General features: G+C 52.6%; 24 protein-coding genes and 3 tRNA genes. 16 read left to right on the top strand and 11 right to left on the bottom strand.

Annotated elements, in window-relative coordinates; genetic code table 11:
- Nucleotides 1-10: 10 nt before the first annotated feature.
- From pgsA to nadB, 5 genes are all read left to right on the top strand, one after another.
- Nucleotides 11-559 carry a CDP-diacylglycerol--glycerol-3-phosphate 3-phosphatidyltransferase gene (pgsA, locus tag K7H08_RS17475; RefSeq protein WP_038482886.1) on the top strand — a complete coding sequence of 183 codons (549 nt, stop codon included), beginning with the start codon at nt 11-13 and terminating at the stop codon, nt 557-559.
- An 84-nt stretch (nt 560-643) separates the two neighbouring features.
- Nucleotides 644-718, top strand: a tRNA-Gly gene (locus K7H08_RS17470).
- A gap of 87 nt (nt 719-805) precedes the next feature.
- Nucleotides 806-879, top strand: a tRNA-Cys gene (locus K7H08_RS17465).
- 41 nt (nt 880-920) lie between these two features.
- A tRNA-Leu gene (locus tag K7H08_RS17460) sits at nt 921-1,007 on the top strand.
- A 338-nt stretch (nt 1,008-1,345) separates the two neighbouring features.
- Nucleotides 1,346-3,040, top strand: a complete 1,695-nt coding sequence (nadB, locus tag K7H08_RS17455; RefSeq protein ID WP_231658627.1) for an L-aspartate oxidase — start codon at nt 1,346-1,348, stop codon at nt 3,038-3,040.
- Here the strand turns inward: nadB and K7H08_RS17450 are convergent.
- Complete coding sequence (locus K7H08_RS17450) at nt 3,017-3,415, bottom strand: protein YgfX (protein WP_231658626.1); 399 nt, start codon at nt 3,413-3,415, stop codon at nt 3,017-3,019. The genes nadB and K7H08_RS17450 overlap by 24 nt on opposite strands.
- Nucleotides 3,375-3,668 (bottom strand): FAD assembly factor SdhE, encoded by a 294-nt coding sequence (locus K7H08_RS17445; RefSeq protein ID WP_009722716.1) that lies wholly within the window; start codon nt 3,666-3,668, stop codon nt 3,375-3,377. Before K7H08_RS17445 ends, K7H08_RS17450 begins: the two co-directional genes overlap by 41 nt.
- Nucleotides 3,669-3,873: 205 nt before the next feature.
- On the opposite strand from K7H08_RS17445, the gene K7H08_RS17440 reads away from it, so the two are divergent.
- The 3 genes from K7H08_RS17440 to lapB all read left to right on the top strand — a co-directional run bounded on the left by K7H08_RS17440 (nt 3,874) and on the right by lapB (nt 5,819).
- Nucleotides 3,874-4,170, top strand: a complete 297-nt coding sequence (locus K7H08_RS17440; RefSeq protein ID WP_009722715.1) for an integration host factor subunit beta — start codon at nt 3,874-3,876, stop codon at nt 4,168-4,170.
- A 143-nt stretch (nt 4,171-4,313) separates the two neighbouring features.
- Nucleotides 4,314-4,619, top strand: a complete 306-nt coding sequence (locus tag K7H08_RS17435; RefSeq protein ID WP_038482879.1) for a lipopolysaccharide assembly protein LapA domain-containing protein — start codon at nt 4,314-4,316, stop codon at nt 4,617-4,619.
- Nucleotides 4,620-5,819, top strand: coding sequence for a lipopolysaccharide assembly protein LapB (gene lapB, locus K7H08_RS17430; protein ID WP_038482875.1), 1,200 nt, complete (start codon nt 4,620-4,622; stop codon nt 5,817-5,819).
- A gap of 13 nt (nt 5,820-5,832) precedes the next feature.
- Here the strand turns inward: lapB and pyrF are convergent, their stop codons facing one another.
- Nucleotides 5,833-6,531: an orotidine-5'-phosphate decarboxylase gene (gene pyrF, locus K7H08_RS17425; RefSeq protein ID WP_038482872.1), complete on the bottom strand. Its 699-nt coding sequence runs from the start codon at nt 6,529-6,531 to the stop codon at nt 5,833-5,835.
- Nucleotides 6,532-6,807: 276 nt separating this feature from the next.
- Here pyrF and K7H08_RS17420 point away from each other — a divergent pair, with 276 nt between their 5' ends.
- Nucleotides 6,808-7,092: a ComEA family DNA-binding protein gene (locus K7H08_RS17420; protein WP_038482869.1), complete on the top strand. Its 285-nt coding sequence runs from the start codon at nt 6,808-6,810 to the stop codon at nt 7,090-7,092.
- Nucleotides 7,093-7,206: 114 nt separating this feature from the next.
- Here K7H08_RS17420 and prpF read toward each other — a convergent pair whose 3' ends face one another.
- The 5 genes from prpF to K7H08_RS17395 all read right to left on the bottom strand — a co-directional run bounded on the left by prpF (nt 7,207) and on the right by K7H08_RS17395 (nt 14,086).
- Nucleotides 7,207-8,385 (bottom strand): 2-methylaconitate cis-trans isomerase PrpF, encoded by a 1,179-nt coding sequence (gene prpF, locus K7H08_RS17415; RefSeq protein WP_038482866.1) that lies wholly within the window; start codon nt 8,383-8,385, stop codon nt 7,207-7,209.
- A 160-nt stretch (nt 8,386-8,545) separates the two neighbouring features.
- Entirely contained in the window at nt 8,546-11,185 is a 2,640-nt protein-coding gene (acnD, locus tag K7H08_RS17410) for a Fe/S-dependent 2-methylisocitrate dehydratase AcnD (RefSeq protein ID WP_231658625.1), read from the bottom strand.
- 32 nt (nt 11,186-11,217) lie between these two features.
- Nucleotides 11,218-12,345 (bottom strand): bifunctional 2-methylcitrate synthase/citrate synthase, encoded by a 1,128-nt coding sequence (gene prpC / locus K7H08_RS17405; protein ID WP_038482861.1) that lies wholly within the window; start codon nt 12,343-12,345, stop codon nt 11,218-11,220.
- 57 nt (nt 12,346-12,402) lie between these two features.
- Nucleotides 12,403-13,299: a methylisocitrate lyase gene (gene prpB, locus K7H08_RS17400; RefSeq protein ID WP_038482858.1), complete on the bottom strand. Its 897-nt coding sequence runs from the start codon at nt 13,297-13,299 to the stop codon at nt 12,403-12,405.
- Between the two features lie 43 nt (nt 13,300-13,342).
- Complete coding sequence (locus K7H08_RS17395; RefSeq protein ID WP_038482855.1) at nt 13,343-14,086, bottom strand: GntR family transcriptional regulator; 744 nt, start codon at nt 14,084-14,086, stop codon at nt 13,343-13,345.
- 252 nt (nt 14,087-14,338) lie between these two features.
- Here K7H08_RS17395 and pabB point away from each other — a divergent pair, with 252 nt between their 5' ends.
- Both pabB and K7H08_RS17385 read left to right on the top strand, forming a co-directional pair.
- On the top strand, nt 14,339-15,697 hold the full coding sequence (gene pabB, locus K7H08_RS17390) for an aminodeoxychorismate synthase component I (protein WP_231658624.1): 1,359 nt from the start codon (nt 14,339-14,341) through the stop codon (nt 15,695-15,697).
- Nucleotides 15,698-15,812: 115 nt separating this feature from the next.
- A complete protein-coding gene (locus tag K7H08_RS17385) occupies nt 15,813-16,433 on the top strand; it encodes a phosphoadenosine phosphosulfate reductase domain-containing protein (RefSeq protein ID WP_038482849.1) in 621 nt (206 codons plus the stop codon).
- A gap of 100 nt (nt 16,434-16,533) precedes the next feature.
- Here the strand turns inward: K7H08_RS17385 and cysB are convergent, their stop codons facing one another.
- Nucleotides 16,534-17,508 (bottom strand): HTH-type transcriptional regulator CysB, encoded by a 975-nt coding sequence (cysB, locus tag K7H08_RS17380; RefSeq protein WP_038482846.1) that lies wholly within the window; start codon nt 17,506-17,508, stop codon nt 16,534-16,536.
- Nucleotides 17,509-17,806: 298 nt separating this feature from the next.
- Here cysB and trxA point away from each other — a divergent pair, with 298 nt between their 5' ends.
- Nucleotides 17,807-18,190, top strand: coding sequence for a thioredoxin (trxA, locus tag K7H08_RS17375; RefSeq protein WP_269438955.1), 384 nt, complete (start codon nt 17,807-17,809; stop codon nt 18,188-18,190).
- A gap of 69 nt (nt 18,191-18,259) precedes the next feature.
- On the opposite strand, the gene K7H08_RS17370 is transcribed toward trxA, so the two are convergent.
- Complete coding sequence (locus tag K7H08_RS17370) at nt 18,260-19,357, bottom strand: AI-2E family transporter (protein WP_120387218.1); 1,098 nt, start codon at nt 19,355-19,357, stop codon at nt 18,260-18,262.
- A gap of 192 nt (nt 19,358-19,549) precedes the next feature.
- Here K7H08_RS17370 and K7H08_RS17365 point away from each other — a divergent pair, with 192 nt between their 5' ends.
- On the top strand, nt 19,550-20,377 hold the full coding sequence (locus tag K7H08_RS17365; protein ID WP_231658622.1) for an SIMPL domain-containing protein: 828 nt from the start codon (nt 19,550-19,552) through the stop codon (nt 20,375-20,377).
- On the opposite strand, the gene serS is transcribed toward K7H08_RS17365, so the two are convergent.
- Complete coding sequence (gene serS / locus K7H08_RS17360; protein WP_038482834.1) at nt 20,322-21,599, bottom strand: serine--tRNA ligase; 1,278 nt, start codon at nt 21,597-21,599, stop codon at nt 20,322-20,324. The two genes, K7H08_RS17365 and serS, sit on opposite strands and share 56 nt — an antisense overlap.
- Nucleotides 21,600-21,943: 344 nt before the next feature.
- Here serS and K7H08_RS17355 point away from each other — a divergent pair, with 344 nt between their 5' ends.
- The 3 genes from K7H08_RS17355 to K7H08_RS17345 all read left to right on the top strand — a co-directional run.
- Nucleotides 21,944-23,197, top strand: a complete 1,254-nt coding sequence (locus tag K7H08_RS17355) for a dicarboxylate/amino acid:cation symporter (protein ID WP_038482831.1) — start codon at nt 21,944-21,946, stop codon at nt 23,195-23,197.
- Between the two features lie 116 nt (nt 23,198-23,313).
- The gene (locus tag K7H08_RS17350) at nt 23,314-23,904 is read left to right on the top strand and encodes a DUF4202 domain-containing protein (protein ID WP_193059273.1); all 591 of its coding nucleotides are present in this window, start codon (nt 23,314-23,316) and stop codon (nt 23,902-23,904) included.
- An 87-nt stretch (nt 23,905-23,991) separates the two neighbouring features.
- Nucleotides 23,992-24,655 (top strand): FAD-binding oxidoreductase (locus tag K7H08_RS17345; RefSeq protein WP_231658621.1); only part of this gene is annotated, 664 nt, incomplete at its 3' end.

Below are 24,655 nucleotides of genomic sequence, written 5' to 3'. Positions count from 1 at the left end.
GCGCCCCGCGATGAATATACCCAACATACTTACTCTGGCAAGAATCGTTTTTATTCCACTGTTAGTAGTGCTTTTTTATCTACCTTTCAGTTGGAGTATGCCAGTTGCTGCAGGCTTATTTGCGCTAGCATCAATCACCGATTGGCTAGATGGCTACTTAGCCCGCCGCTGGAATCAATCAACGCCGTTTGGCGCGTTTCTCGACCCTGTGGCTGATAAATTGATGGTCGCGGTTGCACTGGCGCTACTCATTGAGCGCTTTGACACACTGGTATTAACACTGCCCGCATTGGTCATTATCGGCCGCGAAATCGTCATTTCGGCACTACGTGAGTGGATGGCCGAAATGGGCAAGCGAGGTATGGTTGCGGTGTCCTGGATCGGTAAGCTTAAAACAACACTGCAGATGGTTGCCTTGCTCATACTTCTGGCCTTCCCTCCAGGACATGAGTTTGCGCTAATGGGTGTGGTTGTTCTTTACGCTGCAGCCATTCTTACGCTGTGGTCCATGGCGCAGTACCTTAAAGCAGCCTGGCCTCACTTGAGTCGTTCCATGTGATCGACTCTCTAGGCGACTGAACCTCCAGACAAATTCATTAATTGACAAGCGCGTAGCGATGCGTATAATTCGCCCTCGAGTCGAGCGGGAATAGCTCAGTGGTAGAGCATCGCCTTGCCAAGGCGAGGGTCGGGAGTTCGAATCTCCTTTCCCGCTCCAACTTGGATAGCGTGGTAAAGCAAGAAAGGGTCATGAGCTGGAACGCCAGTCCGATCGAATCTACTTTCTCGCTCCAACGACTTGTTAGGCTGGATGGCAGAGTGGTTATGCAGCGGACTGCAACTCCGTGTACGCCGGTTCGATTCCGACTCCAGCCTCCATTTTAGTGTGGCGATGAATAGCAATATTCCTGCGATGCACTGCCCGGATGGCGAAATTGGTAGACGCAAGAGACTTAAAATCTCTCGGAGGCAACTCCGTGCCGGTTCAAGTCCGGCTCCGGGCACCATATTTAATTAGCACCTCCCCTTCTTTCAGCGGTAAACGTTTCCCATATTGTTTTAAGAGCGCTAGAGAAGCGTTTTTTGTGCTTCTTACAAGGCTCTGCAATTTTTTGATTACCCCTCTTTTTTGCCCCTCCTGTTTTATCCAATCGCCAAATAGCTTACCCCCTCTTAAATATCGCATCAGAGCGTTTAGCGCTATCTATATGCGCTGAAAGCAATTTTTCACAGCCCCTCATCGCCAAGTGACAACAGTCACGCTATGATGCCTTCCTCTGCTGTCTACAGCACGCGAAGCATTTAGCACCCACTGCGTTTGAATGTAAAAAGAGGATCCGGCCCCATGAGCTCGCCAACATCCGACGTACTTGTCATCGGCGGCGGCGTCGCCGGCCTAACTTTAGCCCTTGAAGTTGCTGACCATCTTTCGGTAACCCTGGTTAGGCCTGCTCTGGATGACCAGGGAGCCAGCCGCTGGGCGCAGGGCGGAATAGCAGCCGTACTCTCACCAGACGACGACCTAGATGCCCATGTGCGAGATACGCTCATTGCTGGCGATGGCCTATGTGATGAAGAGGCTGTTCGATTTACCGTGACACACGGCCCAGATGCCATTCAGTGGCTAATCGACAACGGCGTCCCCTTTACACCGGATCCAGACCCGAGCGCCCGCTACCCTTATCACTTAACACGGGAAGGCGGCCACAACGCACGCCGCATTATTCATGCTGACGATGCAACTGGACGCGCGGTAGTCGATACGCTGTACGAAAAAGTCACTTCTCACCCCAATATTACTCAGCGCAGTAACTTAACCATCCTGCACTTAATCAGCGATGCCACAGGCCGCTGTATTGGCGCGGAAGGCGTAGATCAACAACAGCATCAACAAACACTGCTTGCCAAGCACATCGTACTAGCAACAGGCGGTGCAAGCGGCCTTTATCGGCACACCACCACCCCATCGCCAAGCAGCGGGGAAGGCATGGTGATGGCCGCTGAACTGGGCGCAAAACTGATGAATCTTGAGTTTCAGCAGTTTCATCCTACCTGTCTGTTTGACCCAGAAGGACCTGCTTTTTTAATTAGCGAAGCCGTACGAGGAGAAGGCGGACACCTGCTAAATGAGGCCGGTCATCGATTTATGCCCGATATTGATTCTCGCGCTGAGCTGGCTCCCAGAGACGTCGTTGCTCGAGCAATCGATTCGCAAATCCAACAAAGCAGCCAAGGGCATGTGTGGCTAGATATCAGCCACCTTGGAGCAGCCGCTATTCGCCACCATTTCCCTACTATTTTGGCACACTGCGCCTCCCGGGGAATTGATATAACCCGCCAACCCATTCCAGTAGTGCCTGCCGCTCATTACAGCTGTGGCGGTGTTGCCACAGACCACCGCGGTGCAACTCACGTCACTAATCTCTATGCGGTTGGAGAGCTTGCTTACACAGGCCTACATGGCGCAAATCGCATGGCTAGCAACTCACTATTGGAGTGTCTGGTATACGCCAGAAGCTGCGCAAAGCACTTACGCACGCAGGAAAAACGCGCACAAACACGCCCAGTTGCACCTAAAGAGATTCTTAGCGATACCCGCGATACAATGCCGCTGCAGGGTCAGCAGTGGTCATCCACGCCCCTGGAAGCCCTGGCGACTATACGTAGCGAACTGCGGGCAACAATGAGCCAGCATGTTTCGATTGTTCGCAGCAATCAGGGGCTAAATATCGCTCACCATAAGCTGAACGAACTTGAGACGCAGCTTAACGACATTCTAAACGGCAGTCTTGACGGTGTTGCTGACAGCTCAAAGAAAGGCTCTAACAACGCTTTTGAAGGCACCGCTGGCAAGCGCAGCCACCCTGAAAGCGTGCGTTTACAGCAAGCACTGTGGCTTGCAAAGTTGACGGTATTAGCGGCACTTCAAAGACATGAATCACGAGGACTGCATTACTCTATCGACTGGCCTAAGCACCAGGAAAATACAGCGGCTTCGGAGATGTCACTTGACCAGCTATCGTCCGGGACGATGGCATAAACGCCGCAGCGAACGCTGACTGTGTGCTGGCAAGCTATCTGGCCACAACCAAAGCCGTTGCGGCCCGACATGGAGCCCGATTAACCAAGGGCCCACGTAATCAGCGTTAACAGGCTGTTCGCTTTCAAGTTCACCCTCTTCCGATAACCACTGCGCACTTAATCGATTGCCGCTTTTCGAAACTCTTAACTCCCCTATGGGTTGATAGCGATACTCACGGCCCAGCAACAGTATCGCGATTACTGCCGCAAGTAACGCTATCCATGGGCCAATAAGCCACGCCGTCACCGCACACAACCCGAATGCCAAGAATGCGTGGAAAGCGCACTGAATTTTAGAGCGTGCGATAAGCAGAGTTATCGGTATTTTCTGCATGCTCTACGATCATCTGCACGATGCGCTTTAATGATGGCTCCTCGGGCCATTCACGACGCATCAACCATCCAAAGAGATCTTGATCCTCTTCCTCAATTAAGCGCTGATAGGCCAACTGCTCATCTTCACTCAGTTCATCAAAGCGGTGTTCAAGAAACGGTATCAGCAGCAGGTCAAGCTCCCACATGCCACGGCGAGAGTGCCAATAAAGCCGTTTACGCAATATGGCTGCAGGGGAAGTATCGTCGTTCAACGTCAGCCTCTCCGGTTACAAAATGAGTCGCCAGTATACCTAAGCCACAGGGTCGCGCCAGCGCCTCACTTCGCCTATGCTGATATTCATTCTAGTACCTTGTTTTATCTGAATTGTTTTATCCTGTTATGCGCAGTATGCTGACTCTGTTGTTATCGAGGTCGCAAGCGCGTCACGGCCATTAAAGTTCGCAGGGAGCCAACCGATGACCAAATCTGAACTAATCGAACAAATTGCGATGCGTCAACCGGAGCTATCCGCCAAAGAAGTAGAAACGGCGGTGCGTATTATTTTAGACGATATGACCGACGCTCTTGCTAGCGGGGGACGGGTTGAGATCCGGGGGTTCGGCAGCTTTTCGCTTCACTACCGAGAGCCTCGTGTCGGGCGCAACCCTAAAACAGGAGACCCGGTCGACTTGGACGGCAAGTACGTGCCGCACTTCAAACCGGGCAAAGAGTTGCGCGAACAGGTAGATGCAAGCCGCGCACTTGGCTATTAATGAGCTAACCGAGGCTACACAACCTCGGCGTTGCCAATAGCAAGGCTCTTTTGATCTTGTTATCCGACTTTATGTGGGATGACGCCGCGCCACGACTCATACACAATAGAGCCATTATGAATGTCACTGACTAGGAAACTCTCATGCGTTGGATCAAAGGGCTGATTCTGGCCGTCATATTGCTGGTTGTTCTACTGGTGGGCATTTTATTTGCCGTCAACAACCAACAAACCATTGCCTTAAACCTAATTTGGGCAGAACTGCCGCCTGTGTCACTCTCTGTCTGGCTGCTTGCTACGTTAACTTTCGGCGTTATCTTAGGCATGCTTGCCATGCTAGGTGTTTACGTACGCCTTAAAGCGCAGCTAGCACGAAGTGAACGACACAATAAGCAACAGCGCAAAGAGCTAGACCGCCTACGCACTCAGGAGCTTAAGGAACTGGCTTAAATGTATGATGCCGTGCTGCTAGGCGTTCTACTGGCAGCCATTGCCATCGGCTTTGGCCTGGGTGTTCGTCACGCTTCCCGCCGCCGCCAGCGCACTCACGACTCTCGCCCATCTGGCTTATCGAGAGAGTACTTTGTCGGGCTGAATTACCTGCTCAATGAGCAGCCCGACGAAGCTATCAATACGTTTGTCAATGCACTGGATGTTAATAGCGATACTGTGGAAACCCACATAGCGCTAGGCAAGCTGTTTCGCGCACGCGGTGAAGCAGACAAAGCCGTTAGCATTCATCAAAACCTACTTGCTCGCCCTGCCCTTTCCACCAGCACTAACGAACATGTGCAGCTTGAGCTAGCACGTGACTTTATGGCGTTAGGCGTTCACGACCGAGCTCAGCGAATGCTGAGAGCGCTGCTGGATAAATCAGACAATGACACCTATCGCCAGGAAGCCAAGCGGCTACTGATCGATTTACTTGAGCGCGAAAAGGACTGGCAAGAAGCACTCGACGTGGCTCAATCACTGTTTAAGCAACAGCCCGGCATGCAACGACCTGCTGCTCACTGGCTATGTGAACTCGCCCAGCAGGAGATACATCAAGCAAGTCGCGCGATCGCCCGCAAGCACTTAAAAAAAGCGCTTCAGTTGGATGAGCGATGCGTCCGTGCGACGTTACTACTTGCTGAACTGGAGATGGATAATGGGCATTACACACGTGCCATTGAGCGCCTAAACCATATTCCCCAGCAGGATATTGCTCACATCCCCACCATGCTGCCCACCCTCCAGCATGCCTATGAGCGTAATAACGACATTCAAGGGTTTGAAACGCATCTTTATCGACTGCTGGGACAAGCACCGTACACCAGCATTATTATCGCCCTCGGAGAGCTCGTTCATCAAAGAGATGGCGTAGATAGTGCTATTGAGCAAACGGGCGAGTGGCTAAGGGAGGCACCCAGCCTGGGTGGGCTTGATTACCTAATCGACCTTTATCATGAAAGCCAACGTTTGAGTGGAAAAACTCCGCCAGACACGCGTTTGCTGTTACTTAAGCACCATACCAATGCCCTTTTAGAGGGCAAAGCCCGCCATCGCTGCCGCCGCTGCGGCTTTGCCAGCGACAGCCTGGCATGGCAGTGCCCTAGCTGCCGCCGCTGGGGCACCATTAAACCTATTACCGGGGTTGATGGCGAATAAGCGATGATTACCGTCAGTCAGCCAGCTCAGCTTCTATGGCTGCTAGCGCCATCATTGGCTCTTCCGCCTGTGTTACCGGTCGCCCAACTACTAAGTGCGTACTACCAACACGCATCGCATCACTTGGTGTCATAATACGCTGTTGGTCATTAGCCGCAGCAAAGCTAGGGCGTATTCCAGGAGTTACCTTCAAAAAGTCGTCGCCACAGAGCGCCTTGATTTGCGCCGCCTCTTGGGCTGAACAGACAACACCGCCTAATCCGCTCTGCTGAGTTAATGCGGCTAAACGCAATACATGTTCTTCCGGCGTCGCAGCTATGCCTACCTCATGCAGATCTTCACTTTGCATGCTGGTTAGCACCGTAACGGCAATAAGATGTGTACTTAGCCCATGATCATCTAAACGCTTAGCGGCCGCTTCCATCATCTTGCGCCCGCCAGAAGCATGCACGTTAACCATCCATACACCTTGCTCCGCTGCCGCCTGCACCGCGCCTGCCACCGTATTGGGAATGTCATGAAATTTTAAGTCTAGAAAAATTTCAAAACCACGACCATGTAAGGCTTCCAGTACCGCAGGGCCACTGCGCGTAAACAACTCTTTACCCACCTTTACCCGGCAGCGCTTAGGGTCAAGCTGATCTGCCATACATAAAGCCGCATCAAGAGAGGAATAATCCAACGCGATAATCAACGGGGTATCAGTAGACACTGTGCTTAACTCCATTTTTCATTTGACAGCATTATAACAGCCATCCCGACCCTGCTGTGTAAGTGATTAACCATTATCAGAGAGCAAAAATCTTACAAACACCGTCGTTAATGTCTTACAGCTCACCTCCTATAAACGTATTAGTTTAGTTAAGGCAAAAGGGTATTGAAGAAACAGTAAACCTTTTTGCATGCGCAAACCGCCACAACCTATCACTCCCAAGTACAACAACCGATGGGAAAGGCGGCTTTAAGGAAATCTATGAGGATATTAACAATGCAAACAACGCTAAAAGGACTATTGGCTGCACTGCTATTGAGCCTAAGCTTAGGGGTTTCGGGCCTTGCATTGGCACAAGACATCGCGCCTATTAATGTGAATACAGCGGATGCTGAGCTGCTTGCTGAGTTGCCTGGCATCGGCCCCAGCCGTGCAGCCGCGATTATAGAAGAGCGCGAAAATAATGGCGCATTTGCTAATGTAGATGATCTCACCCGCGTTAGCGGCATTGGCCCCGCCACTGTTGATCGTATGCGCGAGCAAGTAGCGATTGAAGAGTAAACCGCTAAAGCAAAGATAGTATAAAACTTACATCACTCTAGGTTGAAGCCGCCGTTTAGGGCATTCCCAAAACGGCGGCAAGGCGTCACCTAGTATTCACGCGCGAATAACTCTTTAAAAGCTATCTCCGGGTATGCGTACAGAACCTTCCATTAATACCCGTGCGCTACGGCTCATAACAGCTTGATCAATCTGCCAGCGCCCATCGGCCAGGCTTGCTTTTGCACCTACACGTAGCGAGCCAGAAGGATGCCCAAAGGTCACCGCTTCACGCTCCTCACCACCTGCGGCTAAATTTACTAACGTGCCTTGAATGGCTGCTGCTGCGCCGATGGCAACCGCTGCGGTGCCCATCATTGCGTGGTGCAGTTTACCCATGGAAAGCGCTCTTACCACAAGATCGATGTTTTCCGCATCCACCGCTTTACCACTGGACGCCGTATAGCTAGCCGGCGGGGCAACGAAAGCCACCTTCGGCGTGTGCTGTCGGCTGGCCGCTTCATCAACATGCTTAATCAATCCCATACGCACCGCAGCATGGGCACGAATGGTCTCGAACATGGCGAGTGCTTTGGCATCGCTGTTAATTGCTTCCTGCAGTTCACAACCGGTATAGCCTATGTCCTGGGCGTTAACAAACACGGTGGGAATACCCGCATTAATCAGCGTCGCTTTTAAAACACCAACCCCGGGCACTTCCAAGTCATCGACCAAGCTCCCGGTTGGGAAAATTGCCCCCTCACCATCCGCAGGATCCATAAAGGCCACAGGAATCTCAGCAGCAGGAAAGGTCACACCATCTAGCTCAAAATCGCCGGTCTCCTGCACCTGTCCATTAACAATAGGCACTTTAGAGACAATGGTTTTACTGATATTGACCTGCCAAATACGTACTTCAGCGACACCATTTTGCGGTATTTTGGCGGGGTCAACTAACCCATTAGCAATCGCATAAGGACCTACTGCTGCCGATAAGTTGCCGCAGTTGCCGCTCCAATCCACAAACGGCTTATCAATTGAAACCTGGCCAAACAGGTAGTCCACATCGTGATCTGACGACTCACTCTTGGAAAGAATCACCGTTTTACTGGTGCTTGAGGTTGCTCCGCCCATCCCATCGATCTGCTTTTCATAGGGGTCTGGGCTACCAATCACCCTCATCAGCAGCTTATCTCGTGCCTCTCCCGGCACTCTCGCCGCCTCGGGCAAGTTGCCCAAGGTGAAAAACACCCCCTTACTGGTGCCACCGCGCATATACGTCGCAGGAATACTAATCTGTCCAACATGAGACATAAATAACGCTCCCTAACCATTCTCAATGACGATGCCTGAACATTCTCAATGACGATTATCAATGACTATGTTCACTAATCGAATGCCGAAAAAAGAGCCCGGCGCTTAGCGACGGGCTCTTTCATTAATCGCTTTGGCGCTGCGTTACACGCCAATTTGGCTACGCCGTGGTGGACTCAAGAAAGTCCTGGGCGAAACGCTGCAAGACCCCACCGGCAGAGTAAATCGTGACCTCTTCGGCGGTATCAATACGGCAGATCACCGGCACACGTTCAGTGGTACCACTTTGACGATGAATAACCAGCGTCAACTTGGCGCGGGGCTGAGGAGTGCCTTCTACGTCGAAGACTTCCGTACCGTCCAGCGCCAAGGTTTTACGTGTGGTGCCCTCTTCAAACTGCAGCGGCATCACGCCCATACCAATTAAATTGGTACGGTGAATACGCTCAAAGCCTTCAGCCACAATGGCTTCAACACCTGCTAGCGCAACACCTTTCGCCGCCCAGTCACGCGAGGAACCCTGACCATAATCCGCACCGGCAATAATAATCAGCGGCTGTTTACGTGCCATATACGTTTCAATGGCTTCCCACATCCGCGTCACGGTGCCTTCTGGCTCAACACGTGCCAACGACCCCTGCAGCACTTTGCCCTGCTCGTCGTGCACCATTTCATTAAACAGCTTCGGGTTCGCCAATGTCGCCCGTTGGGCAGTTAAATGATCGCCGCGGTGGGTCGCGTAGGAGTTAAAGTCCTCCTCAGGCAGGCCCATCTTGTGCAGATACTCACCTGCTGCACTGTCCAGCATAATCGCGTTAGAAGGCGACAAATGGTCGGTGGTGATATTGTCCGGCAAAATCGCCAACGGACGCATACCTTTCAAACCACGTTCGGCAGCCATATTGCCCTCCCAGTAGGGAGGTCGACGAATATAGGTGCTCTGGGGCCGCCATTCGTAAAGCGGGCTGACCTGAACGCGCGCGCTCTTGTCGAGGTCGAACATCGGGATATAGGTCTGACGGAACTGCTCCGGCTTCACGGAAGCCTTCACAATCGCATCGATTTCGCTATCGTCGGGCCAGATATCTTTTAGCGTGACTGGGTTTCCATCATGGTCGGTGCCCAATACGTCTTTCTCAATATCAAAGCGAATCGTGCCAGCAATTGCGTAGGCAACCACTAAGGGCGGCGATGCCAGAAATGCCTGCTTCGCATAGGGGTGAATGCGCCCGTCAAAGTTACGGTTACCGGAAAGTACCGCTGTGGCGTATAGATCACGGTCGATAATTTCTTTCTGGATGACCGGATCTAACGCACCGGACATGCCGTTACAGGTCGTACAGGCGTACGCCACGACACCAAAGCCAAGTGTTTCCAGCTCATCCATCAGCTTGGCTTCTTCCAGATACATCTTGACGGTTTTCGACCCCGGCGCCAGCGACGACTTAACCCACGGTTTGCGGGTTAACCCTAAGCGGTTAGCATTGCGAGCAATTAAGCCAGCTGCCACCATATTGCGCGGGTTAGAGGTATTCGTGCAGCTGGTAATCGCGGCGATAATCACCGCACCATCTGGCATTCTACCTGCTTTCTCATCAGCCCTTGCTTTATCCAGGTCGATCGCGATACCGCGCTGGGCCAGCTCCGAGGTGGGCAAATGAGCATGAGGGTTGGAAGGCCCTGCCAAGGTGCGATTAACGCTTGAAAGATCAAAGCGCAGTATCCGCTCATACTCAGCAGTTTTTAGACTATCGGCCCATAGCCCTGTGTGCTTGGCATAGGCTTCAACCAGAGCAACCTGCTCATCCTCACGCCCCGTGAGCTTGAGGTAATCAATGGTTTGGTTGTCGATGTAGAACATCGCCGCCGTGGCGCCGTACTCTGGCGTCATGTTGGAAATGGTCGCCCGGTCGCCTACGGTTAACGCGTCGGCACCTTCTCCGTAAAACTCCAGGTAGGCACCGACGACGCGCTCTTTACGTAGAAACTCGGTAATCGCCAACACCATATCGGTGCTGGTAATGCCTGGCTGCAGTTTGCCAGAGAGCTCTACGCCAACGATATCCGGCAGGCGCATCATCGAGGCACGGCCCAGCATCACGCTTTCGGCTTCAAGACCACCCACACCAACGGAAATAACACCCAGCGCATCAACCATCGGCGTGTGACTATCGGTGCCCACACAGGTGTCTGGATAAGCAATACGCACGCCTTGCTCATCAGGGCGGCACTGCACCACCGGCGACATTTTCTCCAGATTGATCTGGTGCATAATGCCGTTGCCCGGAGGAATAACATCAACGTTCTCAAATGCCACTTTGGTCCAGTTAATGAAATGGAAGCGGTCATCGTTACGGCGATCTTCTACCTGGCGGTTTTTTTCGAACGCGTCTTTCTCAAACCCAGCGTGCTCAACGGCCAATGAGTGATCAACAATCAGCTGTGTAGGTACCACAGGATTCACTTTAGCCGGATCACCGCCCTTCTCAGCGATGGCATCCCTTAGGCCAGCAAGGTCGACTAACGCGGTCTGTCCCAGGATGTCATGGCACACAACGCGTGCCGGGTACCAAGGAAAATCTAAATCTTGCTTGCGCTCGATGAGCTGCTTCAGTGCGTCGGTTAACAGCGTTGGATCGCAGCGGCGTACCAACTGCTCAGCCAACACTCTGGACGTGTAGGGCAGCGTCGCGTAGGCGCCGGGCTTGATATCTTCAACGGCTTGATGCGCGTCGAAGTAATCTACCGGAGCACCCTCTGCCGTCACGCCTGGCAGCGGCTTACGATAATTCGTGTTCATAATGCCTCTCATTAATCACGGCCCGTTAAGGGTTAGTCACGCGCTTCGATGGGCACCCACTCGCTCTTCTCAGGACCAGTGTAGTCGGCGCTGGGGCGAATAATGCGGTTATTGGCGCGCTGCTCAAACACATGCGCTGCCCATCCCGTTAAACGGGACATGACGAAGATTGGCGTGAACAGTTTGGTCGGAATATCCATGAAGTGGTAAGCACTGGCATGGAAGAAGTCCGCATTGCAGAAAAGCTTCTTCTCGCGCCACATAACTTCTTCACAGCGCACAGAAACGGGATAAAGCACACTATCGCCAACGTCTTCAGAAAGCTTCTTCGACCACTCTTTGATAATTTCATTACGCGGGTCAGACTCGCGATAAATTGCATGACCAAAGCCCATGATTTTCTCTTTGCGCTCAAGCATACCGAGCATTTCACGCTCGGCTTCTTCCGGCGAAGCCCAGTTCTCGATCATCGCCATGGCCGCTTCGTTAGCACCGCCATGCAGCGGGCCACGCAACGAACCAATCGCGCCGGTAACACAGGAGTGCATATCGGAAAGCGTCGAGGCACACACCCGCGCCGTAAACGTTGAAGCATTGAACTCATGCTCGGCGTATAGAATCAGCGATACGTTCATAACCCGCGCATGCAGCTCAGAAGCAGGCTCACCACGCAGCATATGCAAGAAGTGACCGCCTACCGAGGCATCGTCAGTTTCAGTATCAATACGAACGCCGTCATGGCTAAAGCGGTACCAGTAACAAATAATCGAGGGCAGTACCGCTAGCAGTCGATCAGAAACATCCTGCTGCTGGTCAAAACTCTCTTCTGTCTCCAGGTTACCCAGCATGGAGGTACCGGTGCGCATAACATCCATCGGGTGCGCATCTTTGGGAATTTGCTCCAGTACGGTTTTCAAAGCATCGGGTAAGCCACGCAGCCCCTTCAGCTTGGTAATGTAGCTATCAAGCTCGGCTTGATTGGGCAGCTTGCCTTTCAGTAATAAATACGCGACTTCTTCAAACTTCGCCTTTTCGGCCAGCTCTTTGATATCAAAACCACGGTAGGTTAATCCGGAACCCGTTTTACCCACCGTACACAGCGCTGTAGTACCGGCGCTTTGCCCACGGAGTCCTGCGCTGTTTTGCGGTTTGTCAGCCATGTCGTGTCTCCTGTTAGCTCTTTTTATATGTTTTAGTATTGATAGTATTAACGGCTATTAAGCGTCTTTTTGCTCAGCAAATAGCGCGTCGAGCTTTTGCTCGAAATCGTGATAATTTAAAAAGTCGTACAGCTCATCGCGAGTCTGCATGGTATCGACCACCTCTTTTTGATGACCGTTATCTAAAATGCTCTGATACACCTTCAATGCGGCAGCATTCATAGCGCGGAAGGCAGACAGCGGATATAGCACCATGCGACACCCCACCTCACCCAGCTCCTGCTGAGAGAACAGCGGCGTTGCGCCAAACTCAGTGATGTTGGCCAGTATTGGCGCATTCACGCGCGAACAGAACGCACGATAATCATCCAGGGTGTGCACGGCTTCGGCGAAGATTGCATCCGCACCCGCCTCCACACAGGCATTAGCACGCTCGATGGCGGCGTCTAAGCCCTCTTTCTGGAATGCATCGGTACGCGCAATCAGATAGAAATCGGGATCCAGTTTGGCATCTGCCGCGGCTTTGATGCGGTCAACCATTTCCTGCTGGGACACAATGGCTTTGTTCGGGCGGTGGCCGCAGCGCTTTTGAGCCACTTGGTCTTCCAGGTGAACGGCAGCAACGCCTGCGCGCTGCATCTCTTTAACGGTACGCGAAATATTAAAAGCACCGCCCCAGCCCGTATCGATATCTACCAGCAGCGGAAGGTCGGTCGCGCCGCAGATACGATGTGCATCTTCCACCACGTCGTTCATGCTGGTCATACCCAAGTCCGGCAAGCCAAAAGACGCGTTAGCCACGCCGCCGCCCGACAGATAAATCGCTTGGTGGCCTACTCGCTCGGCCATCATCGCGGTATACGCGTTAATCGTGCCTAGAATCGGTAAAGGGCGGTTCGCGTCTAGCGCAGCACGAAAGCGAGCACCTGGCGTGAGAGTAGATAAAGTGGACATTGGCATTGCTCCTTTAAAAGGCTTGGCGGATAGGCGTAACGAACTAATCCGCTGATGACGTTGATTGTTGTTCAAGAACAGCAGCGTAACGGTCGGCGACGTTGGCTCGGGAAGCGCTAACGTGGCGGCGCATCAGCAACTCCGCCAACTCGGCATCTCCGGCTTCAATGGCATCTACAATACGATGGTGCTCGACAAAGGCGAGCTGGGGCCGCTTACCGCTGGCGCTGAACTGGGTACGGTAAAGACGCACTAAGTAGTAGAGATCATCGCAAAGCAGGTTCATCAGCATTTTGTTATGGCTGCCTTGAACAATGCGATAGTGGAAGTCGAGATCGCCTTCGCGCTGATAGTAAGCTTCGCCACGCTTGAGATCTGCCTGGCCTTCGTGAAGGGCCAACACCTCGCGCAGCCCTTTAATCTCCTCGGCAGACATATGCTCAGCGGCCAAGCGGGCTGCCATGCTCTCAAGCGCTTCGCGCACATCAAACAACTCAAGCAGCTCTTTCATTGAGAGTTTGACAACGCGAGCGCCAACGTGAGGAACACGCTCAATTAGACGGTGCGCTTCTAAACGCCGCATGGCTTCACGCAACGGACCGCGAGAGATACCGTACGTTTTAGAAAGCCCCGGCTCGGTAATTTTGCTGCCCGGCGCCAGCTCTCCACGTACAATAGCGTCTTGAAGCTGGTGAAAGACCCGCTCAGCCAGCGTTCGGACTTCTGGCGAGGTCTGATCACTGGGCGAATCAGCTGTAGAACGAGAAAGAGTAGCAAGTGAGGTCATGGCTAATTGTCGACAATTATGGGGTAGGAGAACTTTAGCCCGCCACATTTGTGCCGTCAACTAGTCAAAATGGTCGATTTTATTCACCTTTCGTGTAACCCAGCCATTTATTCTTGGGTTAATGTCAACAATCATGCTCTTTCCGTTAACTGTGTTTAACCTACCGTGAGAAAGACGTCAGTGGTTAACACTGGTGTCATCAATTAACGACCTCTAGAATGCGTTGCCTTCCATCGGCCTGGCGTTTGCTTCATGACATCGGCGTTGACCATTAAAGCCCTGCCCTACTCTCCTACTCCACTGGAGATCTTTGCTCACCTGCGAAAGCGTCATGGTGCGGTATTACTTGATAGCGGCCGCCCATCAGCAAACGGGCGCTACGACATTATCAGCAGTGATCCGTTAGCTACGCTAGAAGTCATGCCTGATGGACAAACTCACTTCACTTCAACGCAGCTGGACCTTCCTTCGGCACTCGCTGGGGATATGACCGCCCAGCAGCAATGGATGCTTGAACAGCTACCCAGCACAGATTTCCCCAGCGAGCTGCCTTTTTTAGGCGGCCTGATGGGTTATTGGAGTTATGACCTAGGACGTAATAACCTCGCGATTCCCAGCCGCCACCCCAATGTTACCAATCTGCCATTGGCACGTTTGGGGCTTTACGACTGGTGCATTACCTTTGATCACGAAAAGCAGGCAACTTGGCTCATTGCAACAGCAACTCGTCAACAGCAGGTCATGAAATGGCTAGCTCAGCCACCTGCCAGTGTTGATAAAGACTTTCACTTAACCAGCCCCTTTCAGGGCGAGCTAAGCCAAGCGGATTACACCGAACGTTTTAACTCTGTTCAACACTACATTCGTGCAGGTGACTGCTATCAAATTAACCTTGCTCAGCGGTTTACAGCGAGCTATGAAGGCGATGAATGGCAAGCTTATCTACGCCTTCGTAAGGCAACGCCGACGCCCTTCTCAGGCTTTATGGCCTGGGAAAACCAGGCGGTACTCTCACTTTCCCCTGAACGCTTTATCCAGTGTAAAGACGGGCGAGTGGAAACGCGCCCAATTAAAGGCACACGACCACGCGGGAAGTCGCCGGAGGAGGATATCGCCCTAGCCGAACAGTTATTAAGCAGCACGAAAGACCGCGCGGAAAATGTCATGATTGTTGATTTGCTGCGCAATGACTTGGGAAGAGTATGCACTCCTGGGTCTATTCGTGTACCGCAGCTATGTCAGTTAGAGAGCTACCCCAACGTGCATCACCTAGTAAGCGTGGTTCAAGGTCAGCTCGCCAAACATCGCTCACCGCTATCTCTGCTGACAGCAGCGTTTCCTGGCGGCTCTATTACTGGCGCGCCTAAAATACGCGCCATGCAAATTATCGACGAGCTGGAGCCTTGCCAACGCAGTGTCTATTGCGGAAGCCTGGGGTACATCGATAAACGGGGCAGCATGGACACATCAATTGCGATACGCACCATGGTGGCAGATGCAGGCAAGCTACATGTTTGGGGCGGCGGCGGATTAGTAGCCGACTCTAGAGCAGACGAGGAGCATACAGAAACGCTGGATAAAATCCGTCATCTAATCGGCGCTTTGGAATAAATAACAAAATTCTTAAATCAAAAAGGAATATAAAAGCCAAACCAAACGGTATTGGGGCTAAGCCCCTCCTCTTTGATAGCCTAGTGTCATACTCGAACTTATGACAGGAGGCAGCATGTCTTCAGCGCTTGACAGCATTAACCGTGATTTTGCCAATAATCCCCAAGATCTTATCAAGTGGGCGCTTAGCCAAGGCGAGCGGCCTATTTGCACGACCAATTTTCGGCCGTTTGAGGCGGTGATTCTGCATATGGTCACTCAGGCACGTCCAGACATACCCATCGTATGGATGGATAGTGGCTATAACACTGAGGCCACTTACCAATTCGCCGATGCCTTAATCCAGCGGCTGAACCTAAACATGGTCAGCTTTATTCCGCAGCGAACCCGTGCTCACCGTGAAGCGCTAGAGGGGGCAATGCCCAGCATTGACGACCCACGTCACGCAGCCTTCACTCAAGAAGTAAAGATTGAGCCGTTTGAGCGTGCCCTGCGGGAAATGCAGCCGGATGTCTGGTTCACCGCCCTGCGGGCAGAGGACACCCCAGAGCGGGCTAAAATGCAGCCTGCCAGCCGTAACAGCGATGGCTTATTGAAAATTGCCCCGCTGCTGCAGTGGACTGCAAAAGATATGTACTACTATCTTGAGGCACACGACTTGCCCAACAACTTCGACTACTTCGACCCCACCAAGGTAGAAGACAAGCGTGAGTGTGGCCTGCATTTACAGCACTGAGATAGAACGCCCAGCGCTGATTAATACAGAACTGGGATAGAAATGGTGAATAGCGCCCAGACACCCACGTCAAGCGCTATTCACCCACTACTCGATGCTCCTAATGCTCAGGAAGCTCTACTCCCTCAAACAAGTCATGCTCAAAACGTGGGCCAGCCAACAAGGCTTCATCTACCAAGTCTCGGGTGAGATGAGGTGCAAAGCGTACTAGGAAATCGTACATGTAGCCGCGCATAAAGGTACCACGACGAATCCCAATCTTAGTCGTAGAACTGGCAAATAAATGGCTTGCATCCAACGCGACCAAGTCTTCATCTAATACCGGATCAACCGCCATATGGGCAACGATACCAACGCCCATTCCCAGTCGCACATAGGTTTTAATCACATCAGCATCGGCGGCCGTTAACACCACATTAGGTGTAAGTCCCTGCGCTTTAAACGCATCATCTAACTGCGAGCGGCCGGTAAACCCAAACACGTAAGTCACTAATGGATGTTCGGCCAACGCTTGAAGGGACAGCGGCTTGTCTATCGATGCCAGTGGGTGGTCTTTAGGCACTAAAACGCAGCGATTCCAGCGATAGCAAGGTAACAACACTAAGTCGGTGAATAGCTCTAACGATTCGGTGGCAATTGCAAAGTCGGCCTGACCTTCGCTAACCATCTGAGCGATCTGCTTGGGTGTGCCCTGCTGCATATGTAGGGCAACATCAGGATACTTAAGAGTAAACTCGCTGATGATAGGAGGCAGTGCATAGCGCGCCTGAGTGTGAGTGGTAGCAATCGACAAACTACCCCGACGCTCGTCGCTGTGCTCTTGGGCAACTTGTTTGATGTTTTCGGTCAGCTTCAACACCTGACCTGCCAGCTCAATGATTGACAGCCCAGCAGGTGTTACGCGAGTAAGGTGCTTTCCGCTGCGTGCAAAAATCTCCACACCTAGCTCATCTTCAAGCAAGCGTATCTGCTTGGAAATACCCGGCTGCGAGGTAAATAAACTCTGCGCGGTGGCTGACACATTCAGGTTGTGTCGATTGACTTCCCAGATATAGCGAAGTTGCTGTAGCTTCATATCCTCACCTTATTATCTATGCAGGAAGCACGTTGAAGCGCATCCTCGCGCCGCTGCTGTCTTGCCTTCCCGCGAAGCACTTAGAGGTGAAGTACTTGGTGGGCGGCACGCCTCATACATACAATTTTGAATAAAAAAATATCTTATAATTCACTTATAGTATAAAAAATAGCCGTTACGAACACCCCTTAATTTTTCATAATGGCTGTCAAAACGTCATAGGAAATTTGCCAGCACCTTCTCCGCCCGCTAACATCTGCCAACTTGGCGCGGTGAAAGTGCGCTAGTAGAACGCGTAATGACCGTTGCTCCATTTGAGGCAACGAAACAGCAAGAGCAACGCAAACGGGAGAAACAGATGGCTAACAATGTTGATGTCACCAACGCCAATTTTGAGCAAGAAGTCCTCAACGCCGAACAGCCAGTCCTACTGAAGTTTTGGGCCCCCTGGTGCGGTCCCTGTAAAGTAATGGCACCTGTGGTTGATGACGTTGCTGCCGAACGTGGTGATAATCTGAAAGTGGTTAGCGTGAACGTTGACGATGCGCCTGAAATTGCTGCAGAACAAGGTGTACGCGGCGTTCCAACAGTGATGCTATTTAAGTCCGGCACGAAAGTAGCGTCGCTGGTAGGTGCACAGTCTAAATCCCAGCTGACCCAATTTATCGATCAAAATGCCTAACTCGCGCTAACGTTACCGCTGGCACTGCCAGCGGTAACTTCCTGCACTTCCCATCTCAAACGCTTCCTTCTATTCTCGACGCTTCCAAGGTGGACGGCGTGCATCACCAAGACGCGTTCGACGCTGCCCTCCCGGCCCCAGTAAATGAGCAATCCAGCGAGTCTGAGGATGACTATCCAAGGCGATTTTTAATGTCATCGTCAATACTACCGACAACAACATCCCCGCAGCACCAAAGATCCACCCCCACACAACCAACGACAGAAACGCCACAAACGTCGATAGCCCCAAGGCTTGCCCCATCACTCGTGGCTCAATCAAGTTACCCAAAACGAAATTAATCACCAAATAGGCAGATGCGAGTAAAAATGCCTGCAGTACTCCGCCATCTTGGGATACCAGCAATAGCAGCACAGGAGGAATCGCCGCCAAGGCCGAGCCGATATTAGGAATAAAGTTAAGGGCAAAAGCCAACACCCCCCACAGCAACGGAAACTCCACTCCCACTATCAAGCAGGAGAGCCAGACTAATACCCCGGTAGCCAAGCTAATAACGGTCTTCACTGCCAGGTAGCGCTTCAGCGTTAAACTAAACTCGCTAAACCGCTTTAGGCTTGGCGCTGGGTTCTCAAGTGCGCGGGACACTTTATCTCGGAAGTTAAGCGTTTCAAACAGCATGAAAATAACTAACAGCCCGATAATACTGCCTTGCATAAAGAGATTGCCGAGTTCGCCTAGCAACGCTGTCACCCACGACCCATCGTCTTCCATAGCAAGCATATTGCTGAGCTGATCAGGATTAATGGCTAGCCCACGGCTAGAGAGCGCATTCAGCAAATCCCAATAGTGCTCATACAAACGCGACTCGATATCCGGCAGCACTTGAACAAAGGTGCTAAAGCTGTTCACCACCAGCAAGCCAATTAAGGAAATAAAACCCAGCAGCACCATCAATGTTAAAAAAGCAGAGGCTCCCCTGCTGAGCCCACAGCGGTGCAGCCACTGCACAGGCGACGTACATACAACAGCAATAAATACTGACAGTAACAGAGGAACCAGAAGATCCGCCCCTGCCTTCATACCCGCAACAATAACAACGAGTGCGGCAAGCGCCAGGGTCGCATTTAAAGGGATACTACGATAATCCTCATCCGATAATTTCGACATTGCCCTTTCCTTAGCATGTTATCCACATATCATGGCTGCTCGCGCGATATTGCACAAACCATGACAACATTAAGCAATTGCTTTGCATCGACTCTTAGCCAATGAACTTTATTGCGCTTTGCCCTTCCAAGCAGCGTCACAGTATAAATTAGTTAACATTAATCATTGGCTCGATCAGTAAGGAAGTGACCTATGAATCCAGCAACACCACATCTAAGACGCTTGCGCTACGGCGTGCTTGGCAGCGCACTTCTCGCCCTTCTGGTAACGTCTACGGCTCACGCCGCGCGCCCCACCCCGCCTAGCCTACATGTCCAAGCCCAATCATGGGTGGAAGTAGAGCCCGACAAAGCCACACTATCTGCACGGCTGTGGGAAAATACCCCAGCGGTTTCCACGCTGGAAGATACTGACAGTGGCGAGCTGAGCGATGCACGCGAACGGCTTGAAAATCGTGCCAGTGAGCTAATTAAAGCCATGGAAGAGATCGGCATTGAGCAACGCGCCATCAATGCAGGGTCACTCAATGTCTATCCTGAGCACGTCGCAGGGCCGCGCAACGATGATGGTGAACAAGAAACGTTAATGCGCACCCGCCTAGAGCGCCCCTTCAGTATTGAGCTTACCGATATAGGCCAATTGGGCGAGGTGTTTGACGCAATGATAAGTGCTGGCGTGAATACGCTGGACGGCGTTCAGTTTGATCTTCAAGACCGCGACGCTGCTACCGATGAAGCACTTACTAAAGCGCTAGAAAAAGCCCGCCATAAAGCGGACCTAATGGCCAGCACACTAGGCGTAAGGCTTGGCCAAGTACAGCGCATTGAAGAAGCCCAAGCCCCCATCTTCCAGCCCCGCATGATGGCCATGCGCGCTGAGAGCGATGCCATGGGCAGTGGTTCCGCTAGCGACTATCGCCCCGGCACCATTCGTATCGATGCCGAGGTCAACGTCGAGTGGGCAATTAGAGGGCAAGACGCTCAAGGCCGCCCAGGTAGGGTTGCAGAGGCGCAGGAATAGCAATAGAGCCATCCGCCTGCTGGTGGTTTTCAAGCACCGCCAGCAGGCAACGCCCCACCGCTAGACCTGAACCATTCAGCGTATGCAGCAACTGTGGCTTTTTCGCGTCTGGGTGGCGGAAGCGGGCCTGCATGCGCCGCGCCTGGAAATCTTCGCAGTTAGAGACTGAAGAAATTTCCCGATACGTTTCTTGGCTAGGCAACCAAACTTCCAAATCGTAGGTCTTCGCCGCTCCAAAGCCCATATCGCCGGTACACAGCGTTACTACGCGGTAAGGCAACTCCAGCGCCTGCAGAATTGCTTCAGCATGGCCACGCATCTCTTCCAGTGCTTCATAACTCTTATCTGGCTCGACAATCTGCACCATTTCGACTTTATCGAACTGATGCTGACGGATCATGCCGCGGGTATCGCGCCCATGAGAACCCGCTTCGCTGCGGAAACAAGGCGTGTGGGCAGTTAACTTCATTGGCAACGCCGCCTGATCGACAATCTCATCACGCACAAAGTTAGTTAGTGGCACTTCCGACGTCGGAATTAGGTGGTATTCCCGTTCGTCGTTAAGTTTAAACAGATCTTCACCAAATTTTGGCAGCTGGCCGGTGCCCATTAGCGAATCGCGATTGACCATATACGGCACATAGCACTCTTCGTAACCATGCTGCTGAGTTTGCGTATCCAGCATAAATTGCGCCAGTGCCCGATGCAGACGCGCAATCGGCCCACGCATTACCGCAAAGCGAGCGCCAGTCAGCTTAGCCGCCAGTTCAAAATCGAGATAACCCGATTTCTTACCAAGATCCACGTGATCCAGCACCTCAAAATCAAACTCACGCGGCGTACCCCAGCGGTGAAGCTCAACATTATCGTCTTCGCTTTTGCCTTCCGGCACGCTTTCATGAGGAAGGTTGGGAATACCACTAATAGCGTCATCCCACTCTTCCTGCACCTCGGCCAGTTCTTTCTTGGCTTTATCCAGGCGCTCGCCTAAATCGCTCACTTCATCCAGCAACGGCTGAATATCTTCACCGCTAGCCTTCGCCTTACCAATCGCTTTTGAACGCATATTGCGCTCGTTTTGTAGCTGCTCGGTCTGGGTTTGCAACTCACGACGGCGCGATTCCAGCGCTTGCAGTGCCGCTTTATCAAGTTCGAAGCCCCGCCGGGCCAGTTGTTGCGCAGCCGCATCAAGATCACCGCGCAGCAGTTTCGGATCGAGCATGAGTTATCCCTTGGCCTGAAATCAGTGGAACACGGCGTACATCGCCCGTGATGAAAGAGGTCTATTGTAGGCAAAAGCACGGCGGGGAGCTATGGGGGGGGGGAGCGCCAGCGAGTTATTACCTAATACAGCAAGTTATGAAAAGCAGGTTGGAAAACGAAAATTAGGGGTTCACACCTCCAAGAAAGATTCCTTCCGAACGTTTACTGCACAAAACTCCCGCTCCCCTGCATACGCTATTACCAATCGGCATAAAAACCTTGGCTCACTAGCCCAAAGTGATAGAGTGCCCGCCGATTTGCAGCGCGAATCACTAATAATGGATGTTAAACAGGAGAAACGTAGTGCAGGAAACAGCAAAAAAGGGAAAGTTTTCTTGGTGGAGTAGAATCGCGCTGTGGAAAAAAATTTTGGCGGGGTTGGCACTGGGGATATTAGCCGGTGCGTTACTAGGTGAAACCGCCAGTGTCTTTAAGCCGCTCGGCGATATTTTCATTAATGCCATAATGATGCTGATTGTACCGCTAGTGTTCTCGACGCTAGTGGTCGGTATTACCTCAATGCGTGACCCGCAAAAAATGGGTCGCATTGGTGCGCGTACTATTACCTTGTATTTGGTGACGACGGCCTTTGCGATCAGCATTGGTCTACTGCTTTCCACCCTATTACAGCCAGGGGTAGGCGTCGATTTAAGCTTCGATACAGAAGTGGCTGCAAACGAAGCCCCCTCTCTGATTTCTATTCTGGTTAACTTGGTGCCGCGCAACCCTCTCGATGCCCTGGCTAATGGCAACATTATGCAGATCATTGTATTTGCCATTGGCTTAGGTATTTCGCTAACGCTGATTGGCGAAAAAGGCGAGCCGGTTATGAAGGTTTTCGATAGCTTTGCTGAAGCTATGTACAAGCTCACCGGCATTGTCATGGCCTTTGCGCCCTTTGGTGTATTTGGCTTAATCGCTCACGTTTCGGGCCAGTACGGCTTAGAAATACTGCTGCCGCTGGCCAAGCTGATTGGCGTGGTATATCTCGCCTGCATTCTGCATGTGTTGGTAATCTACTCTGGGTTTATTTCACTACTTGGCCGCTTGAACCCTGTGCGCTACCTCCAAGGCAGCTTGGATGCCATTGTGGTGGCGTTCTCCTCCGCCTCGTCTGCTGGCACGCTACCGGTGTCGATTCGCTGCGCGCAAAAAAACCTAGGGGTTTCAGAGGGCGTTTCTGGCTTTGTGCTCCCCGTGGGTGCGACGATTAACATGGATGGCACGGCGCTTTACCAAGGTGTAGTCGTGCTGTTTATTGCCCAAATGACCGGCACCGATCTAACCATGATGGATTACGGCATGATTGTGGCCACCGGCACGCTGGCCTCAATTGGCACCGCAGGCGTTCCCGGCGCGGGCCTCATAATGCTGTCGATTGTAATGGCACAAATTGGCCTGCCGCTGGAAGCCATTGCGGTGGTTGCCGGTATCGATCGTATTCTGGATATGGCCCGCACCAGCGTAAACGTGGCGGGTGATTTGATGGTCACGACCCTGGTGGGTAAAAGCGAAGGCGAACTAAACGAAGAGGTTTATAACAACAACCGCGCATAGACTTCTTTATGAATGTTACTTTAGCGCTTGCTGCCTTTGTGCAGCGGGCGCTTTTTTTATGGCCTGGCGCTAACCTGCTAGCATGTCGTTAATCTTCCCTAATCATGCGAGCTCTTATGCCCTCTGCGTTTGAACAAACTCTAACGGCCATTGATGCGCTTCACGCCCAAGATCCGCGCCAAACCACCCTTGCCGATGGCACACCCCTGCCCCAGGAGCTTGCCTACGCCCAGCGTATGAGTCATTGGTTAGCGCAGTTGCAATCTGCCCCTGCCGAACTGCTGCGTTTGGCGGTGCGCGCCCAACATCTCCAGCGCTGGCTTGTGCCGCGCAGCGATTACCCTGAAGGACGCATAGGCTATTTAACCTGGCGTCGCGATCAGGGTGAGCGCGCGGGCGATACCACTGCCCAACTGATGCGCGATGCTGGTTATAGCGCAGCAGACGCCGAACGAACCGCAACGATTATCCGTAAGAAAGGTCTTGGCCGCGATGCCGATGTGCAAGCGCTGGAAGATTGCGCCTGCCTGGTGTTCTTGGAAAATTACTTCGCGGATTTCTCCCGCAAGGTCGAGCACGACCATATGGTGCGTATTGTGCAAAAAACCTGGGGCAAGATGTCCCCCCAAGCACATGCACTTGCTCTGGCACTGCCCATGAACGCGACTAGCGCAGCGCTGGTGAAAGAGGCGCTTGGCAGCGCATAAGACGCGCCATCAAGATGCAGAGCCGCGGTAGCTGCGGTAAAGTAGCGTATCCCCTATCCGCTCCCAGCAGTGACGGCTTGATCAACTATGATTGCATCTTTGGATTCTCGTACGGCCCCGTTTAAACGCCTAAGCACTCATTACGTGCGTTTCCTCGACGCCTTGCGCGCCCGTGGCTTCGAAGGCGAGATTGCCCCTGACTATGCCAACCGCACGGTGCTGGCAACGGATAACTCGATTTACCAGCGCCTGCCCCAGGCGGCGGTGTTTCCTAAGCATGCGGAAGACCTGGAACGCCTTGCTAAGCTAGCTGCTGAGCTGCCCCACCGCGATATCGTGCTAACGCCTCGGGGCGGCGGCACCGGTACCAATGGCCAGTCGTTGACCGACGGTATCGTGGTGGATGTTTCCCGCCATATGAACCAGATCCTCGAGATCGATGTTGAGGCGCGGCGGGTACGTGTTCAGGCGGGCGTGGTGAAAGATCAACTCAACGCGGCGCTGAAGCCCCATGGGCTGTTTTTCGCCCCGGAGCTATCCACCTCTAACCGCGCCACCATCGGCGGTATGATCTCCACCGATGCCAGCGGCCAGGGTAGCTGCGAATACGGTAAAACCCGTGACCACGTGCTGGAACTGGATACGGTTCTGCTGGGGGGCCAGCATCTGCATAGCCGCCCGCTTAGCGCTGACGAAGAGCAGCAGGCCGTTGCCCAATCCGGCATTCTTGGCCAGGTGCATACCACCGCGG

This window comes from Halomonas sp. IOP_6 (assembly GCF_021151565.1).
GTDB lineage: Bacteria > Pseudomonadota > Gammaproteobacteria > Pseudomonadales > Halomonadaceae > Vreelandella > Vreelandella alkaliphila.
Note: the sequence above shows the minus strand (reverse complement) of the source record. Positions and strands in the feature narration are given on the sequence as shown.

Excerpts from the sequence above, each read along its gene's own strand:
- pgsA (WP_038482886.1), top strand. The coding sequence starts at position 11 with ATGAATATACCCAACATACTTACTCTGGCAAGAATCGTTTTTATTCCA.
- nadB (WP_231658627.1), top strand. The coding sequence starts at position 1,346 with ATGAGCTCGCCAACATCCGACGTACTTGTCATCGGCGGCGGCGTCGCC.
- K7H08_RS17450 (WP_231658626.1), bottom strand. The coding sequence starts at position 3,415 with ATGCAGAAAATACCGATAACTCTGCTTATCGCACGCTCTAAAATTCAG.
- K7H08_RS17440 (WP_009722715.1), top strand. The coding sequence starts at position 3,874 with ATGACCAAATCTGAACTAATCGAACAAATTGCGATGCGTCAACCGGAG.
- K7H08_RS17435 (WP_038482879.1), top strand. The coding sequence starts at position 4,314 with ATGCGTTGGATCAAAGGGCTGATTCTGGCCGTCATATTGCTGGTTGTT.
- lapB (WP_038482875.1), top strand. The coding sequence starts at position 4,620 with ATGTATGATGCCGTGCTGCTAGGCGTTCTACTGGCAGCCATTGCCATC.
- K7H08_RS17420 (WP_038482869.1), top strand. The coding sequence starts at position 6,808 with ATGCAAACAACGCTAAAAGGACTATTGGCTGCACTGCTATTGAGCCTA.
- prpF (WP_038482866.1), bottom strand. The coding sequence starts at position 8,385 with ATGTCTCATGTTGGACAGATTAGTATTCCTGCGACGTATATGCGCGGT.
- acnD (WP_231658625.1), bottom strand. The coding sequence starts at position 11,185 with ATGAACACGAATTATCGTAAGCCGCTGCCAGGCGTGACGGCAGAGGGT.
- prpC (WP_038482861.1), bottom strand. The coding sequence starts at position 12,345 with ATGGCTGACAAACCGCAAAACAGCGCAGGACTCCGTGGGCAAAGCGCC.
- prpB (WP_038482858.1), bottom strand. The coding sequence starts at position 13,299 with ATGTCCACTTTATCTACTCTCACGCCAGGTGCTCGCTTTCGTGCTGCG.
- K7H08_RS17395 (WP_038482855.1), bottom strand. The coding sequence starts at position 14,086 with ATGACCTCACTTGCTACTCTTTCTCGTTCTACAGCTGATTCGCCCAGT.
- pabB (WP_231658624.1), top strand. The coding sequence starts at position 14,339 with ATGACATCGGCGTTGACCATTAAAGCCCTGCCCTACTCTCCTACTCCA.
- K7H08_RS17385 (WP_038482849.1), top strand. The coding sequence starts at position 15,813 with ATGTCTTCAGCGCTTGACAGCATTAACCGTGATTTTGCCAATAATCCC.
- cysB (WP_038482846.1), bottom strand. The coding sequence starts at position 17,508 with ATGAAGCTACAGCAACTTCGCTATATCTGGGAAGTCAATCGACACAAC.
- trxA (WP_269438955.1), top strand. The coding sequence starts at position 17,807 with ATGACCGTTGCTCCATTTGAGGCAACGAAACAGCAAGAGCAACGCAAA.
- K7H08_RS17370 (WP_120387218.1), bottom strand. The coding sequence starts at position 19,357 with ATGTCGAAATTATCGGATGAGGATTATCGTAGTATCCCTTTAAATGCG.
- K7H08_RS17365 (WP_231658622.1), top strand. The coding sequence starts at position 19,550 with ATGAATCCAGCAACACCACATCTAAGACGCTTGCGCTACGGCGTGCTT.
- serS (WP_038482834.1), bottom strand. The coding sequence starts at position 21,599 with ATGCTCGATCCGAAACTGCTGCGCGGTGATCTTGATGCGGCTGCGCAA.
- K7H08_RS17350 (WP_193059273.1), top strand. The coding sequence starts at position 23,314 with ATGCCCTCTGCGTTTGAACAAACTCTAACGGCCATTGATGCGCTTCAC.